Here is a 16685-nt window from a genome sequence, read left to right as displayed (position 1 = left end):
TATTGGTGGGTTTAGCGCGGTGCGTCTTGCCGGCCCGTCGTGACACCCGTATACGGGGCGTTCATGGCGCGTCGCTCGTTCATAGCCATCGTTGGACACGGACCGGATCTGGAGCGCGACGAGGGTGCCGCATCGGTCTTGCGCTCGCTGGGCGCTGACGTGCGAACCCTGGATCTCTGGGATGATCCACCGCGGCTCTTCCACGACGACGAGAGCAAGGCGCGGGCGATCGTCGTCGAGGCGCTCGACAGGCCGGACCTGGCCGCCGCGGCGCTGCGCGCGCTGCGCCGCGAGCCGCGCCTCGAGGAGGTCGGCGCGCTGGTCGCCGTGAGCGTCGCGCAGATCGCGCGGATCGAGCCGTCCAGCGGCTTCGATGACTTCCTGCTCGTGCCGTACGTGCCCGCCGAGCTCTATGCGCGCGTGCGCCTCGTCGAGTGGCGCCGCAGCGAGTTCGCGACCGAGGAGCGGGTGAAGGTGGGCGCGATCGTCATCGATCGCGCGGCCCACGACGTCTCGGTCGGCGGCATGCACGTGCCGCTCACCGCGAAGGAGTTCGCGCTGCTCTCGTACGTGTGTGAGCGCCGCGGAAAAGTTGTGTCGCGGACAGAGCTTCTTCGCCGTGTCTGGGGCAGCCAGTACGAGGGCGGCGCGCGGACCGTCGACATCCACGTGAGGCGTCTCCGGGCGAAGCTCGGCGCGGCGCTGCCGCTCGTCACGCTGCGCGGGGCCGGGTACCGCCTCGAGTCGCCGATCCCCGGCGCCGGTGGTCCCGAGGGCGGCGATGCGAGCAGGGCGCTCCAGCGGAGCGGGGCCGGCGAGGAGGCCCAGGGCGACGAGCGCGGAGAGCTGCGCGACGAGGACGAGGACGAGGACGAGGACAGCGACGACGAGGGCGACGAGGACGAGGACGGCGACGACGAGGAGGCCGCGCAGGCCAAGGGGCGATCGGCGTCCTCGGCCAACGACGCCACGCCGCCCGGGCGCGAGCGGCGCATCACCCGATGACGTCGCCGGTTCGCCGCGGCGGCGCGCGAACGACCGCCGCCGGTGCGGCGCGCGGCGGCGGTCGCTCGCGCCCCGCCGGGCCGCCGATTATCGCGATCAGCGTCGGGTGCCCCAGCGGGGTGGGCCCCGAGGTGGCCGTGGCCGGCGCGGCGTCCGTCGAGGGCGCGCGCTGCGTGCTCGTCGGCGATGAGGCGATCATCCGGCGGGCAGCGAAGCTCGTCCGGGTCGCGGCCCGCCGGCTCGTCGTCGTCGATGGGCGCGCCGCCGTCGAGGAGCTCGCGCCCGGCTCGATCGGGCTCTGGGCGGGCAGCGCGCGGCTCTCGCGGCCGAGCGCGTTCGGTCGGCCCGAGGCCGAGGACGGCGCGGCGCAGCTCGCTTGGATCGACGCGGCGACGGATCTGGTCCGCGATGGCGTCGCTGCGGCGCTGGTCACGGGGCCCGCGTCGAAGCACGCGATCGCCACGAGCGGCGCGCCGGGGTCCGCGGACTTCCTCGGGCACACCGAGCACCTGGGCCGGCGGCTCCGCGCGCGCGAGGTCACGATGGCCTTCGCCTCGGGCAAGCTCGTGACCGCCCTCGTGACGACCCACGTGCCGCTGCGCGAGGTGCCGGACGCGGTGAGCCCGCGCGAGGTGGCGCGCGCCGCGGTGTGGCTCGCGCGGCTGCTCGGCGATCTCGGCCGCGAGAGGCCGCGCGTGGCCGTCGCCGCGCTCAACCCGCACGCAGGCGAAGGCGGGCTCCTCGGCGACGAAGAGCAGGTGCGGATCACGCCGGGGATCCGCCTCGCGGCGCGGCGGCTTTCGCGCTCGGGCCCGGCGGCGGAGCTGACCGGGCCCGTCGGCGCGGAGACGGCGTTCCGCCTCGCGGCGCGCGGCGCGCTCGACGGGGTCGTCGCCATGTACCACGACCAGGCGACGATCCCGAGCAAGCTCCTGGGCTTCGGCGAGGCCGTGAACGTCACGCTCGGCCTGCCGATCGTGCGCACGAGCGTCGACCACGGCACCGCGTACGATCTCGCGGGAACGGGGCGCGCCGACCCGCGCGGCATGCGCGAGGCGATCGTGCTCGCGGCGCAGCTCGCGGCCGCGCGCGCGCGCTGACGCCGCGACACGCCGACGCCGCGGCACGCCGACGCGCGCAGGAGGCCGCGGCTCAGCGCGCCCGTGGGCGGCCGCCGAGGTGCGCGAGCAGCCGCTCGAGCGCCGGCATGCTCACGCCGCGCTCTCGGCCCATCTCGAGGACGGTGGCGCCCATCGCGAGGTGCTGCGCGTGGAGCTTGGGGCCGAAATGCACGTCGAGGAACCGCAAGAACTCCGGGGCCAGCAGGCGCACGAGCGCGACGCCCGGCTTGAGCGTGAGCGGACCGATGAACCGGAGGAGGAGCTTCGTCCACGGGGCCACCTTGCCCAGCCGGTCCGCGAGCGCCACGGACTCCCTGGTGGCCTCGATCACGGTGCGGAGCACGCCGTCGTTCTCGAGGAGGGCGCTCGCGCCGCCGCCCGCGTCGATGGCGGCGATCAGCGGGAAGAACGCGGTCGTGGTGGCCACGTTCTGCGCGCCCACGTCGGGCTCGAGCCGCGCCGGGACACCGGCGCTCGTGAGGCGGCGCGCGAGCTCCTCGAGCGGCGGTCGCTCCGCGGGGGCGCCTCCCTCTTCGTCGATGAGCGTGGGCGCGAGCTCGGTGATCCAGGCGCGGACCACGCCGCGCTCGTCGAGGTAGCCCGAGACGCCCGGCATCGCGGGGGTGATGCGGCGCTGGGCGGCCTCCTCGAGGTCGGCGCGCTCCCTGGGCAGGAGCGGCGTGAGCACCACGGCGGGCGCGGCCGGGCCGCCGCGGAGCAGATCCGCCACCGACCTGCCCTCCGCGGCGCGCTGCGCGGCGCCGCCGAGGTCAGCGCGCGGGACGAGCTGATCGAAGCGCACGGTGATCAGGACGACGTCCGCGTCGGCCGGGATCTCGGCCGCGAGGCGCGGGCGATCGAGCGTGTCGCGTCGATCGGCGCCGTTCACCTGCTCGACCACGAACGGCCGTACGTCGCCGGCGCGCTCGGGCCGGACCACGAACGTGACGTCGTCTCCCTGGGTGGCGAGGCGCACGCCGTAGATCCGCCCGAGCGCCCCCGCGCCCACGATGGTGACCCGCATGGCTCCCCCGTAGCCTGCGCGGCGCTCGGGGAAAAGGGGGTGGCCGTCGCCGCCGATCGCGGCAGATCCCTCAGAACGTCCGCTTCGAATCGATGAGGATGGTGACCGGGCCGTCGTTCTCGACGAACACGCGCATGTCGGCGCGGAAGCGGCCCGTGGCCACCGTGAGGCCGCGGGCCCGCAAGGCGGCGACGAAGCGATCGTACAGCGCCTCGGCGCGCACGGGCTCCATGGCGCCGTCGAAGCTCGGCCTCAGGCCGCGCCGGACGTCCCCGAAGAGCGTGAACTGGCTGATCGCGAGCACGCCGCCGCCGCGCACGTCCGCGAGCGCCCGCGACATCTTGCCGGCGTCGTCGCTGAACACCCGGAGGCCCGCGAGCTTGCTCGCGACGTGGTCGGCGTCGGCGTCGTCATCGTCCTTCGCGGCGCCGACGAAGGCGACGAGGCCGCGCTCGATCGCGCCGACCACCTGGCCTCCGACCTCGACGCGCGCGCCGAGCGCGCGTTGAACGACCGCGCGCATCGCTAGCGCTGCGCGGCCGCGCTCCGACTCGGCGCGGCGGCGGGCTCCGCCCCGGTGCCCGCGCTCAGCCCGAGCTCGCGCATCAGCTTGGCCGTGAGCTTGAAGTAGGTGCTGCGATCGTAAGGCTGGTTGAGGATGTGGAAGTCCTTCCGCACGAGGCCCACGCAGCCGAAGCAGTAGGTGCAGCCGGTGCAGTCGACCGAGCGCACGAGGTACGACGACTGCGTGCACCGCTCGGACGCGACGCAGTGGCTGCACGCGATGAGATCGCGGCAGCCGCGGCAGTGCGTGCTGTCCGAGGAGCGCTGGGTGTCGACGCAGTAGTGGCACCGCTGCAGCGCCTTCGAGTTGCGGCAGAACGTGCAGTCGACGCAGCGCTCGCACGAGACGCACGCGACGCACCGCTCGTTGCCGGTGCCCGTCTCGAACGCCTGGATCAGCTTGCGGAGCTCGGCCTCGAATTCCGCGCGCGTCATTCCGCCTCGCCGCTCGCTTCGGAGACGCCCCCGCCCGCGCCGCCCCGGGCCGCGCCGTCCGCGGCCGGGGCCTCGGGCCTGCCGCTCACCTGGCGGCGCAGCCGCTCGGCGGCCTCGCGCGTCGCGGGCTCCTCCGCGAACTCCTCGATGCGGCGGAGCCGCGACTCGAGCACGGCGCGACGCTTCGGCAGCTCGCCGACGAGGATGCCCGCGAGCTCGTCGATCGCCTCCTGGATGCGCTGCTCGTCGCTGTGCTCGAGCAGCTGCAGGTACACGTCCTGCTCCGCGGGGAAGGCGTGGCCGGCGCGGAGGAACTCGTTCGCGGCCTTGGAGATGTTGGGCCGGCCCGACGCGCAGAGCAGCTTCGACAGGAGCCGCTGGCGCTCGACGGCCTTCGGGTCGCTCTGCGGAGGCGGCGCGAGGACGATGCGCCCCGGCGCCTTGGACGCGGCGTCGCGTCCGGACTTGACGCGCCCGCCCTTGCTGTCCTCTGCCTCCGGCTCCTTGCGCGGAGAGAAAAGCGCCTCGAGCGCGGCGCGGTGTTGCTTGGCTGCCCGCCGGTCCTCGCCGCTCTGCGTCGGACGCGGCAGCCCCGCGCTGTTCGGCTGACCAGGGCCATAGGCCGTGTGGAGCTCGGGATTGTGCCAGACCTTGGTTGCGTCTCTACGAATTCGCCGCATGTCGTGCCCCTGGTGACCTCGGAGCGATCATGGACGCGCCACCGGGTTCGGCTTCCGCATCCCGCGTGTGGCGCCCCGCTTGCATCGATGTTGTGGTGAATGAGGCTGGTGCGTGTTGGGCCGGGCGCTTCCCCCGCGATCCGCGATGGCCCGGACGATGTTGCGCAAGGGACGCGACGCCTATCTCCGCGCTGATCACGCTGGCTGCGTTGATCGTGAAGGTAGGGCCACGCCGCAGTGCGTGGTGCGCCGGGCGATACCCGACCGCGGACCGCGTGACGAGGGGCTCTGCCCCCATGCACCCCGGAGCCGCGCTCACGACCCGACCGCAGTCGCGAGGCAGCTGGGTTCCTACCACAGCCTTTGGTCAGCGCCGCAGAAAATTGGGCTGCCCTCCGCACTTCATGCCATTCCTGTCCTCAGGGTTCGGTCCCTTCTGAGCTTGCCTTCCGAGTCTCCCTTCCGAGGTTGCCTTCCGAGCTTGCGAGCTTCCGCGAGGGGCGTCTCGGAGACGCTGTTTCGAGGTTGCCGGTCTCGTCCCAGGTCGATTCAAGAAGCGGACCGCTGACTGCCCTTCCCAATCCCACATCCTGCGGACGGGCGGCGACGCCGCGTCTGGGAGATCCGCTCCTTGGCGGATGGCACTCGCACCCGACCCGACTGGAGCTTTCCATGATGAGCCTTCGATCCGTGAGCAGTGAAGGCGCGGCGCCGCGGGACACAGGGGGAGCTGTGCGCAGGGGGGAGCCGCGTGCGCGCCTGAGGCGTGCTCGCGCGGCCGCGCTCTCGGTGCTGGTGAGCATCGCGGTGCCGGCGATCCTGGCGGGGCCCGTCTTCGCGGAGCCGCTGCCCAGGGCGCACGCTGCTGCCGAGAGGTCCGGGGAATCGGGGGAAGAGGAGAGCGAACAGGCCCGTCGGGACCGCGCGCCGGCGAGCCCCGCAGGCGCGGAGCAAGCTCCGCGAACGAAGACGCGGGAGAGCCCGCCCGATCGTCGCGCGAAGAGCGCCTCGGCGGCGACCGGTGACGAGAAGACGAGCGCGGCGGGGGACCGGAGGGGGAGGGCTCGTACCCGCAGGGAGGCGCCGCACGCGGCTGCAGACGCGGAGGAAAACGCGGGCGGCTCGGCGAAGGCGGGCGGCGGGAAAAAGGTGGTCGCCAAGAAGAAGGCGGGCGGCGAGAGGAAGAAGGAGAAGAGGCGGGCGGCGCGCACGGCCGAGAGCAAGCGGCGCGGGGCGAAGAAGGGGGTGGAGCGGGAGGCGCCTCCGAAGCCGTGCCACGGACCGGTGCTGTCGATGGATCGCAGCGGGTTGGAGCCCGAGCGCCTCGAGCTGGTCGACTGCAAGGGGAAGCCGCGCGAGGAGGCCCGGCGCGCCCTCTCCTTGCTTGCGCGCCCGTGGGGCACGCCGCGGCCCATCCTGTCCGACGAGGGCGCGCCCGCGCGGAGGCCGGAAGCGGCGGGCCGCAAGGGGCGGCGCGCCGGCGATGCGCCGCGAGCCGCCGGGAGCAGGGCGAGCTGGGTGCAGGGAGGGGAGATCGCGCCCGGCGTACGGCTGCTCGATCCCGGGCTGCTCTCCCGCATCGACGCGCTGGCGCGGCGGTACCCGGGCCGGCTCGTGTCGCTCGTGAGCGGGTACCGGCCGCAGAGCCAGGGCAGCCTGCACCAGACGGGCCGGGCGCTCGATCTGCGCATCGCCGGGGTGCGGAACGATGAGCTCGCCGCCGCCTGCCGCGCGCTCGCCGACACGGGCTGCGGGTATTATCCGAACAGCTCGTTCGTGCACGTCGACGTGCGCGCGCCAGGGACGGGGAGCGTCTCGTGGATCGATGCGTCCGGACCCGGCGAGGCACCCCGCTATGTGACCGCGTGGCCGCCGCCACAGGACGAAGAGCGAGGGGCGACCGAGCGGATGCCCGGCGAGGACGCGGAGGAGGTGCTCCGGCGGGAGCGCCGCGACAGGTCTGCGAGCACGGCGCCGGAGAAGATGGCGGGCCCTGCGCCGGACAAGGCGAGCGCGGCGCCGGAGACGGCGAGCGCGGCGCCGGAGACGGCGAGCACGACGCAGGCGAAGGCGGGAGCGTCGGAGACGGCGAGCACGACGCAGGCGAAGGCGGGAGCGGTGACGGAGAAGACAGGAGCGGTGCCGGAGAAGGCGGCGAGAGGCACGCCGTAGTAGTGAGGCGGGATGGGTATCACGATTCCTCGCCGGCACGCCTCGGCGCTCGCCGGTACGTTCGGTCCGCTCGCGATCCATCGCCATGAAGTCATGGCCGCGGGCGCGTCTTATCCTGCCTTCACGCTGGAGCTCGCCGACTGGATCTCGGTGGCCGCGATCACGGATGAAGGTCAGTTCGTCCTGGTGCGGCAGTACCGGCACGGGGTCGACGCGGTGACCATCGAGACGGCTGGCGGCCTCGTCGATCCAGGGGAAGAGCCGGCGGCCGCTGCGCCGCGCGAGCTCCTGGAGGAGACGGGGTATGCTGTGGAGTCGCTCGAGACGCTCGGGTGGGTGCACCCGAATCCTGCGCTCCAGGCGAACCGCTGCTTCCTCTACCTGGCCCGCGGCGCGCGGCGGGTCGGCGAGCCCGAGGGTGACGAGCACGAGAGCACGGAAGCGGTCGTGATGAGCGCAGATGACGTGAGGGCGGCGATGCAGGACGGCCGGATCAGCCACTCGATCGCCGTGATCACCTTGCTGCGGGCGCTCGCCGTCGCGCATGATTCGTGGGAACGGCCTGTCTGCCGACTCACGCCATAAGCTGCGTTATCGACGTCCTGCGTGAGCGAGAGCACCCGCATCTTTGCGGGCCGGTTGACACGGTCGGACCCGTCGCGTCTTGATGCCCGTCCTTCGCGGGCCGCCCCTGGAGATCGGGAGCGGCGCGGCGGAGCGCAGCAATGGACCTCACGGGGAAGCCATGGAGACCCGATTGATGAGCCGTGTCCTTCGGCCGACCGCCTTCTTCTCTTCTTGTATCGGCGTTGTCCTGCTCGCGGGGTGCACGAGCTCCTCGCCCGCTCTGCGCGACGTGGTGGCCACCACGGACGACGAGGGCCGTGGGAGCGTCGGAGTCGGCAGCGCCGCCGCTGGACTCGGCGGCTCGGACGATACGCCGGGCGCCGGCTGCGACGAGCTCTCGGTCGAGCTCCAGAGAGCGCTCGACGCGGCCGTGGATGCGCAGCGGCTCCCCGGCGCGGCCGCCGCCGTGCACCTCGGCGGGTGCAGCTGGCTCGGCGCCTCGGGGGTCGCGGACACCGAGGCCGACCTGGACATCCAGCCCGGCGATCTCTTCCGCGCAGGGAGCATCACGAAGACCTTCGTTTCCACGCTGGCGCTGACGCTCCGCGCGGAAGGCCGGCTGTCGCTCGACGACGCCGTCTCGGCGTACGTCGGCGGTATCCCCCGCGGAGAGCAGATCTCCGTGCGACAGATCCTGAACCACACGAGCGGCGTCTTCGACTACACGGCGCTCGACGAGTTCTGGACCGCGGCCTTCGACGATCCGACGCGCACGTGGACACCCGCGGAGCTCATCGAGCTCGCGGCGTCGAAGCCGCCGTATTTCGAGCCAGGGCGCGGCTTCGCCTACTCCAATACGAACTACATCATCGCCGGCCTGATCGTCGAAGCGGCCTCGGGAGAGCCCATCGGCGAGCTGCTCCGCGCCCGCGTCCTCGAGCCGGCGGGGCTCGCGCACACCTACCTCGACGGCGCCGAGGAGGCCCTGCCCGGCCTCGTGCACGGTTACGGGCGGAGCCGAGGGGAGCTCGTCGAGATGACCTCCGCGATCGACGCGTCCGCGGCCGGCGCGGCGGGCGCGCTGGTCTCGACCACGGGCGACCTCACGCGCTTCTACCGCAAGGTGCTCGACGGCACGCTGCTCGGCCCCGCCGAGCTCGAAGAGATGACCGCGTGGGTCGACGCGCCCCTCGGCGAGGTCACCGGGTACGGCCTCGGGCTGTCGCGCCGGGAATCTCCGCTCGGCGTCCAGGTCGGTCACGACGGCGGTATCTGGGGCTTCACGTCGTCGTCTTATTACGCGGTCGACAAGGATGCTTCTATCACCGTGCTCGTCAATCTCGAGGGCGGTGATGTCGGCAGGATCGTCGATGATCTGTCGAGTGTCCTGATCACGCCCTGAGCCGGGAAGGGGACCGTCGCGTCGATATCGACGCGCACGCGCGCAGGCCGGTGCCGGTCGCTGTCCACCGCGCGCACACGAGACGCCCCGCGGCGTGCGAGGCGCGCGCGCGGCGCCGATCCACGGTTATCAGGAACCCGCGCCGCCGTTCGCGACGCCAGCGGTCCGCCGCGAACGGGCCTCACGCTTGCATCGCCAGGGACGCAGCCCGCACGGGATGACGCCCGGCAAGACGCTCGCATCGTGAAAGGATTCCGTGATGAAGCTGGTCAAAGCGCTCGGGGCCCTGGCGCTGTCCGGAATGGCGCTCGGCACCGCGCAGATGGCTGCTGCGGGGAGCACGACGCCCATCCAAGATCTCGTGCTCGTCGAGGAGACAACGAGCTCGGACTTCCCCGGCGCCAGGATTCCCCCGGATGATGCCCCATATCATGGGCATTTCCGGCCGTTCAGGCCATTCTGGCCGCACAGGCCGTATGGGCACTTCCGGCCGGTCAGACCCTTCAGGCCGTATGGGCACTTCCGGCCGGTCAGACCCTTCAGGCCGTACGGAGACTTCCATCCATACGGGCAGCCGCATGACCCCGGGCGATCCGAGGCAACGCCGGCAGAGGATCGCCCCGGGCCGATCATGCGCCTCGGAGAGCCTCGCTGACCTCGATCCAGGAGCGGCGCCGGGGGCGGGTGGGTCCCCGTTCCTCGCGCCGCGCGGCGTGGAAACCGTAGGGCGGGGGCGTCGGTCACGGCGCGCCCTCGCCTGCGCGCCTGACGAGCCGTTCGGGGTGCCGGCGGAGGCCCCGCTCCACCTCGCCGCAGCCCGGGCTGCCACGCGCGGGAGGCGGCTGAGCTCCGCGCGCGCGGCCGGACGCGCCGCGACGGGGGCGCGCGGCGCGCCCGGCCCGATGGCGTATGCTGCGCCCGATGCGCTCTCACGACGCGGGCCGCCCAGGCGCCCCGCCCGCCGCCCCCTCGCCCGCCGAGCTCTTCCCTCGCATCTTCGCGCTGCTCGCCGACATGGAGAGAGCGCAGAGGGCCAAGGTCATCGACCTCGCGCGGCGCCTCATCCCCACGCTCACGGCCGAGGACATCCGCAACCCGCACGACTTCCCCGGCCTCGACGACCCCGACTGGCACTTCGAGGACGGGCAGCTCGCCGGCATCGAAGCCGTCCGGTTTGCACTCCGCGGCCTCGCGAGCGATGTTCTGGGGGATGGCGAAGGGCGCGAAGCGCGAGAGAGACACGAGAACGACGGCCAGCCCGGAGCGAGCCGCGAAGGCGGCGGCGCGCAAGGTGAATGAGGCGTTCTATCAGCCGTTCTCCACGCTCCGGCAGCTGAACAAGGCCAAGCCGGCGCCCGAGGCGAAGCCCAAGGCGACGGCGGCCTCGACCGAGGCGAAGCCCAAGGCGACGGCGGCCTCGACCGAGGCGAAGCCCAAGGCGACGGCGGCCTCGACCGAGGCGAAGCCCAAGGCGAGATCGCCCGCGCCCCCGGGCGCAGGCGCGGCGCCGCGGGCAGGCGCCGAGCCGGCGCCGCGGCCCGTCGACCCCGAGACCTTCGCCATCTACATGGCCGGCGTCCGCGTGCTCGAGGATCGCGCGACCCGGATCCCGGTCACCGCCAGCCGCGTCGAGCGGGCCGCGCTCCCGACGATCGCGTTCGATCCGGACGAGGACGCGCGCTCGCGCATGCGCTCGCTCGTCATCGAGGGGATCAAGTTCGAGACCACGGACGACAGCGAGCGCATCGAGGGCCGGCGCCTCGACGTCGATCCGCGCGAGCTCAGGCGGCTCCGCCGCGCCCGCTATGCCGTCGACGGCACCCTCGATCTGCACGGCCTGAGGCTCGAGGCGGCGCGCGAGGCCGTCGAGGCGTTCGTGTGCAAGCGCCAGCGCGACGGCGACCGCGTCGTCGCCATCGTCCACGGCAAGGGCAACCACTCGCCCGGCGGCCACGCCGTGCTCCGCGGCGAGATCGCCGCCTGGCTGAGCAACGGCCGCGTCGCCCGCCACGTCGCCGCCTTCGCGACGGCCCCGGACGCGGAGGGCGGCGCAGGCGCGTTGCTCGTGCTGCTCACGCGATGAGGCCGGAGCCGCGCGCCGAGCCCGAAGGAGCGCCGGGGCACGGGCCGCAGCCGAAGGCGCGCGCGCCGCGCCGCGCCCTCGCGCCGGCCGCCGCGCTGCTCGCCCTGGTACCCGCGTGCGCCCCGGCCCCGGCCGCGCCGCCCGAGCCGCCGAGGCCCGCGACGCCCGCGCAGGCGGCGTCGACGCTCGGCGACGGCGAGCTCGGCGAATACAGCTCGGATCGCTTCGATCTCCGGCTCCCCCTGCCCGACGCGCGCGGCTTCCGCGTCGAGGACGGCGAGGGCCCCTGGCTCGTCGCGACCCACGCCGCTTCGTCGACGTCGCTGCTCGTGCGCACCTGGCGCGAGGACGGCCGCGCGAGCCGCGCGGCGTGCGAGGCGCGCGCGCGGCTCTGGCGCGACCTGCCGCGCCCCGGCGAGGGCCTCACCGCCGCCGAGCGCCGGATCGACGTGCCGGAGGGGTTCGACACGGTCGTGGCGATCGGCGTCGCCGACACCCCGCCGGGAGCCCCGATCGACGGCTTCGCGGTCGCCTTCGGCGGCTCCGGCCGGCGCTGCTTCGCCTTCGTCGCGGAGACGCGCGCCGCGGGGCCCTCGGCGGAGCAGCTCGTGGCGGAGCGGCTCGCCGCGGTGGTCGAGATCTCGCTCGGCGGCCTCCGCCTGCTGCGCGAGATCGCGCCCGCCGTGCCGCGCGAGCCGCCGCCGTGAGCGGCCGCGGTGAGCGGCCGCGGTGAGCGGCCGCGGTGAGCCGCCGGCTCAGCGGTAGACGCCGCTCCGCGCGCGGGACTCGAGCGCCGCGGCGAGCTCCTCCTCGCCGATCGACCAGGCCTCGGCCGACAGAGCGCGCGCCTCGACGGGCTGGAGCGCCTCCACCGCGTGCGGCGCGAGGCGCAGCCGCGACAGCGACAGGAGGCGCTCGAGCGCCTCGGACGCCACGCCGCCCTGGAGCTCCTGCCGCCACGCGCGATCGATCGCCTCGAGCCGCGCGGGGCTCTTCCACGCGTCGGCGATCACCACGCGGCCGAGCCGCGCGTCGATGGCGTCGATCCCCGTGGGCAGCGCGACGATCGCCTGCTGCGCCGCGCGCGCCGGGTCGCCGAGGCCCAGCGAGAGCAGCGCGCGGGCCGCTTCGAGCAGCCGCGCCTCGTCGGGCCGGAGCGCGGCCCGATCGACCGACGGGAGCCGCTCCAGCGCGGCCGCGTAGCGCTCGCGGCGCGCGGCGTCGATCACGGCGGCCAGCGCGCGCAGGACCCTCGCCGTCGGGGGCGAGAACCACGGATCCGCGCCGGCGCGCGGGCGCTGCGCCGGGTCCTCGAGGTCGAGCGCGGCGGCGCGCCACAGCGACGCGCGCGCGTCGAGGACGGCGCGCGTCGCCTTCACCGCGAGCGCGAAGAACAGGGCGGCCGGGAGCAGGCCCTTCACGCCCCAGATCTCGCTGAGGAAGCAGCTCGCCGCGACGAGCGACGAGAGCGCGAGGAAGAGCCGCAGCCGCCGCCGGCGCCTCGCGTCGTCGCCCGCGGCGCCGGCAGCCCCGTCCGTCGCGCCGACGAGCTCGGCGCACCACTCGAGCAGCCACGTGAAGGCGGATCCCACGTCTGCGGGATCAGGATGCCCTCCGCTAGGCCTCCGCGCGAGGCCTTTCGATCTCGGCGCAGAGCGCCCGGGTGAAGTCGCTCGTGCTCGCGGCGCCGCCGAGGTCGCGCGTGCGCACCTCACCGGCCCGGTAGAGCGTCGTCAGCGCCCGCTCGATCCGATCGCCCGCGTCGTGCTCGCCGAGGTGCCGCAGCATCATCACGGCGCTCTGCACGAGCGCCGTCGGGTTCGCGTAGCCCTTGCCCGCGATGTCCGGCGCCGACCCGTGCACCGCCTCGAAGACCGCCGCGTTGTCGCCGATGTTCGCGCCGGGCACGATCCCGAGCCCGCCGACCAGGCCGGCCCCGAGGTCCGAGAGGATGTCGCCGTAGAGGTTCTCCGTCACGATCACGCCGAGCCGGTTCGGATCGCGGACCATCGTCATGGCCGCCGCGTCGACGATCATCTCGCCGAGCTGGATCTCGGGGTGCCCCACGGCCACCCGCCGCGCGCAGTCGAGCGCGAGGCCGTCGGAGATCTTCATGATGTTCGCCTTGTGGACGATCGTCACCTTGCTCCGGCCGTGCTTCTTCGCGTACCGGAACGCGAACTCCGCGATGCGCGTCGAGCCCCGCTCGGTCGTGAGCTTGATGCTCTGGGCCACGCCGGGCAGGATCATGAGCTCGAGCCCGGCGTAGAGCCCCTCGGTGTTCTCGCGCACGATGACCATGTCGACGTCGAACCGCGGGTCGACGCCCGGCAGGCTGCGGATCGGCCGCACGTTCGCGTAGAGGTCGAGCGTCTGCCGGAGCGTGACGTTGACCGAGCGGAACCCGCCCCCGATCGGCGTCGTCACCGGGCCTTTCAGGGCGATCCGGTTCTTCCGCACGGCGTCGATCACGGGGAGGGGGAGCGGCGAGCCCGTCAGCTTCGCGACCTCGATGCCCGCGTGGTGGATCTCCCAGTCGACGGCGACGCCGGCGGCGGAGACCACATCCTGAGTCGCCGTCACCACCTCCGGGCCGATGCCGTCGCCCGGGATCAGCGTGATGCGATAGGCCATGGGCCGTCCCATTAGCAGGTGCGCAGGCGGGAACAATGGACAAGCGCACCTGTGTTGCGATGGCGCATACACGCGCCGCGTCAGCGCGCCGCGCCCGGCGGACGCGGTGACGGGGTGCGGCGACGGAGAGAGGCGCGCGAGGCGGCGGGTCGGGCGGCTCGATACGGCCTTTTACAATCGCGCGCGACCTCGGTAGGGTACGCCTCCGCACGGCCTGACAGGCCGCTGTCACCTGGAACCGGGCGAGGGCCGAGCGTTCGGCCCCAGCTCATGTTCACCAACTAGAGTGAAGGAGCGTGCTCATGCACCCTCGTGTCTTGAAAGGCCGCAGAACCGCTTTCGCGGCCTTCCTGCCTGCCGTGATCGCGTCGTCCTCGCTGGGGTGCGGCTACTCCGAGGAGGAGTGGAAGGCCCAGCTCGACAAGTACAACCGCCTTCAGAGCCAGCACCAGACCACGGAGGGCCGCCTCGCCCAGACGCAGCAGGAGCTCGAGGCGGCCCAGGCGAAGGTCGCGGAGCTGACGAAGCAGCTCGAGGCGGCCGGCGTCGACATCGGCAAGCTGAACGAGAACCTCCAGGCGACGAGCACGCAGGTGTCGCAGCTGAGCTCGACGCTGGAGGAGCGCGAGAAGGCGCTCGCCGAGTTCAAGGCCCGCGCCCGCCAGCTGGAGGCGATCAAGGCGCGGTTCGAGACGCTCAAGAAGAAGCTGGACGAGCTCACGAAGCTCGGCCTGGCGGTGAACATCCGGAACAACCGGATGGTCATCTCGCTGCCGGGCGACGTCCTCTTCGACTCCGGGCGCGAGACGCTGAAGAAGGAGGGTAAGGAGATCCTCCTCAAGGTGGCGACGGTCGTCAAGAACGACAAGTCGCTGCTCCAGCGCGACTACCAGGTCGCCGGCCACACGGACAACAAGCCGCTCGCGGGCGGCCAGTTCCGCGACAACTGGGGCCTGTCGCTGATGCGCGCCCGCGAGGTGCTCGTGTTCCTCGTCAGCCCGGCCGACGTCAAGGGCGGCGGGGGCGCGCTCCCCGTCGCGAACTGGAGCGCGGCGGGCTTCGCGGACACCGATCCGGTCGCGACCAACGACACCGACGAGGGCCGGCAGAAGAACCGCCGCTGCGACCTCATCGTGGTCCCGAGCGTCGAAGAGATGCTCGATCTCCGGGCGATCACGCAGTAACCCCGACCTCGCGGCGCGCGCCGCCGTCCGCGGCGCGCTCTTCGAGGGTCGCGTCCGCGCCGTCAGGCCGGCTCAGGTCAGCCCTCGTGTCCACCGCCCGGCGATGGCCGGGCGGTCCTGCGAAACTCGCTCGGCGTCTGGCCGGTGACGGCGCGGAACGCGGCGGCGAACGCGCCGAGGCTCTGAAAGCCGACGTCCAGCGCGACCTGCGTGACGCTGGCGCCCGGGCTGGAGAGCAGGTCGATCGCCCGGAGCACGCGCGCGCGCGTGACGAAGCCGCGCCACGTGACGCCGGTCTCCTCGCGGAACCGCCGCCGCAGCGTGCGCTCGGTCGCCCCTGCGAACGCCGCGGCCCGCGGGAGATCGGCGCTGGAGACGTCGCGCAGCGCGCACTCGATCGCGCGCTGCACCGGCCGCGTCTTGCCGCGGGGCAGCCGGTACGTGGCGCCGCGATCGAGGAGCGGGCCGATGATGTCCGCCATCGCCGCGAAGAACGTGTTGGCCGCGGCGTCGTCCGGACGCCGCGCGACCGGCCAGCGGCGCGCGTAGATCACCATCTCGCGCAGGAGCGCGGGGATCTCGAAGATCCTCACCGCCGCGAGGGGGGAAGGGAACGCGGCGGGCTCGAAATAGATCGAGACGATGGACGCGTCGCCGCAGGTGGTGGCGTGCCGCTCGCCCGCGGGGATGAGCGCGGCGAGCTGCGGGGGGAGCAGGAAGGACGCGTCCTCGACCTCGAGGCGCGCCGTGCCGGCCAGAGGACAGAGCAGCTGGTGCCGCGCGTGGGTGTGCCAGCCGTACACGGCTCCCGGCAGCTCGTCTTCGTAGGAGAACGCGCGCGCGCCGGCATGATCGAGCCCGAGCCGCGCGAGGTGCTCGGTGGTCTCCGTCGGGGTCAGGACGCGGGCTTGCAAGGCGTGGCCTCTCGGCGGTGATCTTTGTCCGATCGCCGGCAGCCGTAAAGCCGGAGCGCGTCCATCTTCGAGCGCCATGAAGCAAGCGACTCCCGCGGCGCACGATGCGTTGATACAGGAACAGTTCACCCGCCAGGCCAGGCCGTTCGCCGAGGTCCGGGCCCACTCGGCGGAATCCGCCATGGGGCTGCTGCTCGACGCGCTCGCCCCGGCGCCGAGCGACGCGGCCCTCGACGTGGCCTGCGGGCCGGGGATCGTCGCCTGCGCGCTGGCCCAGCGCGTGGCGAGCGTGCGGGGGCTCGACATCGTCCCGGCGATGCTGGACGAGGCGCGGAAGAGGCAGGCGAGCCTCGGCCTCTCCAACGTCACCTGGGAGCTCGGCGACGCGAGCCGGCTGCCCTATCCGGACGAGAGCTATCGCCTGGTCACGACGCGCTACAGCTTCCATCACCTGCTGGAGCCGCTCGTGACGCTGCGCGAGATGGCCCGCGTGTGCCAGAGGAGCGGGCGAGTCGCCGTGATCGACGTGGCGCCGGCCGAAGACAAGCGGGCGGCGTACGACGCCGCCGAGAAGATCCGCGATCCGTCGCACGCGAGCGCGCTCACCGAGCGGGAGCTCGGCGCCCTGTTCGACGCGGCGGGGCTGGAGATCGAGACGACGACGCGGTACCGGCTCGAGGTGGAGCTCGAGGCCGCGCTCCGGGCCTCCTTCCCGGAGCCCGGCGGAGCGGACCGGCTCCGGGCCCTCTACCGCGCCGACGTCGGCGTCGACGCGCTCGGCGTGGGCGCAGAGCTCCGGGGGGACGAGGTCCACTTCGCCTATCCGATCGTCATCCTGGTGGGCCGGAAGCGCGGCTGAGCCGAGAGGCACCTTCTGCCCGGCGAATCGAGGCGCCAGGA

General features: G+C 73.5%; 17 protein-coding genes. 10 read left to right on the top strand and 7 right to left on the bottom strand.

Features of this window, described 5'->3' with window-relative positions:
• Nucleotides 1–159 precede the first annotated feature (159 nt).
• Nucleotides 160–1005: a winged helix-turn-helix domain-containing protein gene (locus WME82_RS34255; protein ID WP_438038734.1), complete on the top strand. Its 846-nt coding sequence runs from the start codon at nt 160–162 to the stop codon at nt 1003–1005.
• Nucleotides 1002–2105: a 4-hydroxythreonine-4-phosphate dehydrogenase PdxA gene (gene pdxA / locus WME82_RS34250; RefSeq protein WP_438038733.1), complete on the top strand. Its 1104-nt coding sequence runs from the start codon at nt 1002–1004 to the stop codon at nt 2103–2105. The genes WME82_RS34255 and pdxA overlap by 4 nt, the downstream gene beginning before the upstream one ends.
• 52 nt (nt 2106–2157) lie before the next feature.
• On the opposite strand, the gene WME82_RS34245 is transcribed toward pdxA, so the two are convergent.
• From WME82_RS34245 to WME82_RS34230, 4 genes are all read right to left on the bottom strand, one after another.
• A complete protein-coding gene (locus tag WME82_RS34245) occupies nt 2158–3150 on the bottom strand; it encodes a ketopantoate reductase family protein (protein WP_438038732.1) in 993 nt (330 codons plus the stop codon).
• Nucleotides 3151–3220: 70 nt separating this feature from the next.
• The gene (dtd, locus tag WME82_RS34240) at nt 3221–3673 is read right to left on the bottom strand and encodes a D-aminoacyl-tRNA deacylase (RefSeq protein WP_438038731.1); all 453 of its coding nucleotides are present in this window, start codon (nt 3671–3673) and stop codon (nt 3221–3223) included.
• A gap of 2 nt (nt 3674–3675) precedes the next feature.
• Nucleotides 3676–4149, bottom strand: a complete 474-nt coding sequence (locus tag WME82_RS34235) for a hypothetical protein (RefSeq protein WP_437294268.1) — start codon at nt 4147–4149, stop codon at nt 3676–3678.
• Nucleotides 4146–4829, bottom strand: a complete 684-nt coding sequence (locus WME82_RS34230; protein ID WP_437851903.1) for a hypothetical protein — start codon at nt 4827–4829, stop codon at nt 4146–4148. Before WME82_RS34230 ends, WME82_RS34235 begins: the two co-directional genes overlap by 4 nt.
• Before the next feature lie 789 nt (nt 4830–5618).
• Between WME82_RS34230 and WME82_RS34225 the strand changes: the two genes are divergently transcribed.
• From WME82_RS34225 to WME82_RS34200, 6 genes are all read left to right on the top strand, one after another.
• A complete protein-coding gene (locus WME82_RS34225; protein ID WP_438038730.1) occupies nt 5619–7001 on the top strand; it encodes a YcbK family protein in 1383 nt (460 codons plus the stop codon).
• 12 nt (nt 7002–7013) lie between these two features.
• A complete protein-coding gene (locus WME82_RS34220; protein ID WP_438038729.1) occupies nt 7014–7586 on the top strand; it encodes an NUDIX hydrolase in 573 nt (190 codons plus the stop codon).
• 175 nt (nt 7587–7761) lie between these two features.
• A complete protein-coding gene (locus WME82_RS34215; protein ID WP_438038728.1) occupies nt 7762–8970 on the top strand; it encodes a serine hydrolase domain-containing protein in 1209 nt (402 codons plus the stop codon).
• Between the two features lie 921 nt (nt 8971–9891).
• Nucleotides 9892–10269 carry a hypothetical protein gene (locus tag WME82_RS34210; RefSeq protein WP_438038727.1) on the top strand — a complete coding sequence of 126 codons (378 nt, stop codon included), beginning with the start codon at nt 9892–9894 and terminating at the stop codon, nt 10267–10269.
• Entirely contained in the window at nt 10262–11053 is a 792-nt protein-coding gene (locus WME82_RS34205; RefSeq protein ID WP_438038726.1) for a Smr/MutS family protein, read from the top strand. Before WME82_RS34210 ends, WME82_RS34205 begins: the two co-directional genes overlap by 8 nt.
• Nucleotides 11050–11760 carry a hypothetical protein gene (locus WME82_RS34200; RefSeq protein ID WP_438038725.1) on the top strand — a complete coding sequence of 237 codons (711 nt, stop codon included), beginning with the start codon at nt 11050–11052 and terminating at the stop codon, nt 11758–11760. Before WME82_RS34205 ends, WME82_RS34200 begins: the two co-directional genes overlap by 4 nt.
• Nucleotides 11761–11808: 48 nt before the next feature.
• Here the strand turns inward: WME82_RS34200 and WME82_RS34195 are convergent, their stop codons facing one another.
• Together WME82_RS34195 and WME82_RS34190 are read right to left on the bottom strand one after the other, a co-directional pair.
• Nucleotides 11809–12645 carry a hypothetical protein gene (locus WME82_RS34195; protein WP_437740691.1) on the bottom strand — a complete coding sequence of 279 codons (837 nt, stop codon included), beginning with the start codon at nt 12643–12645 and terminating at the stop codon, nt 11809–11811.
• A gap of 25 nt (nt 12646–12670) precedes the next feature.
• Nucleotides 12671–13687, bottom strand: coding sequence for an isocitrate/isopropylmalate dehydrogenase family protein (locus WME82_RS34190; RefSeq protein WP_438038724.1), 1017 nt, complete (start codon nt 13685–13687; stop codon nt 12671–12673).
• Between the two features lie 302 nt (nt 13688–13989).
• On the opposite strand from WME82_RS34190, the gene WME82_RS34185 reads away from it, so the two are divergent.
• Nucleotides 13990–14871, top strand: a complete 882-nt coding sequence (locus WME82_RS34185; protein WP_438038723.1) for an OmpA family protein — start codon at nt 13990–13992, stop codon at nt 14869–14871.
• 77 nt (nt 14872–14948) lie between these two features.
• Here WME82_RS34185 and WME82_RS34180 read toward each other — a convergent pair whose 3' ends face one another.
• The gene (locus WME82_RS34180; RefSeq protein WP_438038722.1) at nt 14949–15785 is read right to left on the bottom strand and encodes an AraC family transcriptional regulator; all 837 of its coding nucleotides are present in this window, start codon (nt 15783–15785) and stop codon (nt 14949–14951) included.
• 76 nt (nt 15786–15861) lie between these two features.
• Here WME82_RS34180 and WME82_RS34175 point away from each other — a divergent pair, with 76 nt between their 5' ends.
• Nucleotides 15862–16644, top strand: a complete 783-nt coding sequence (locus WME82_RS34175; RefSeq protein ID WP_438038721.1) for a class I SAM-dependent methyltransferase — start codon at nt 15862–15864, stop codon at nt 16642–16644.
• The last annotated feature ends 41 nt before the right edge of the window (nt 16645–16685 follow it).

This window comes from Sorangium sp. So ce128, assembly GCF_051525245.1.
Lineage (GTDB): Bacteria > Myxococcota_A > Polyangia > Polyangiales > Polyangiaceae > Sorangium > Sorangium cellulosum_B.
The sequence above is the reverse complement of the archived record's forward strand: the minus strand, read 5'-3'. Positions and strand labels throughout refer to the sequence as shown.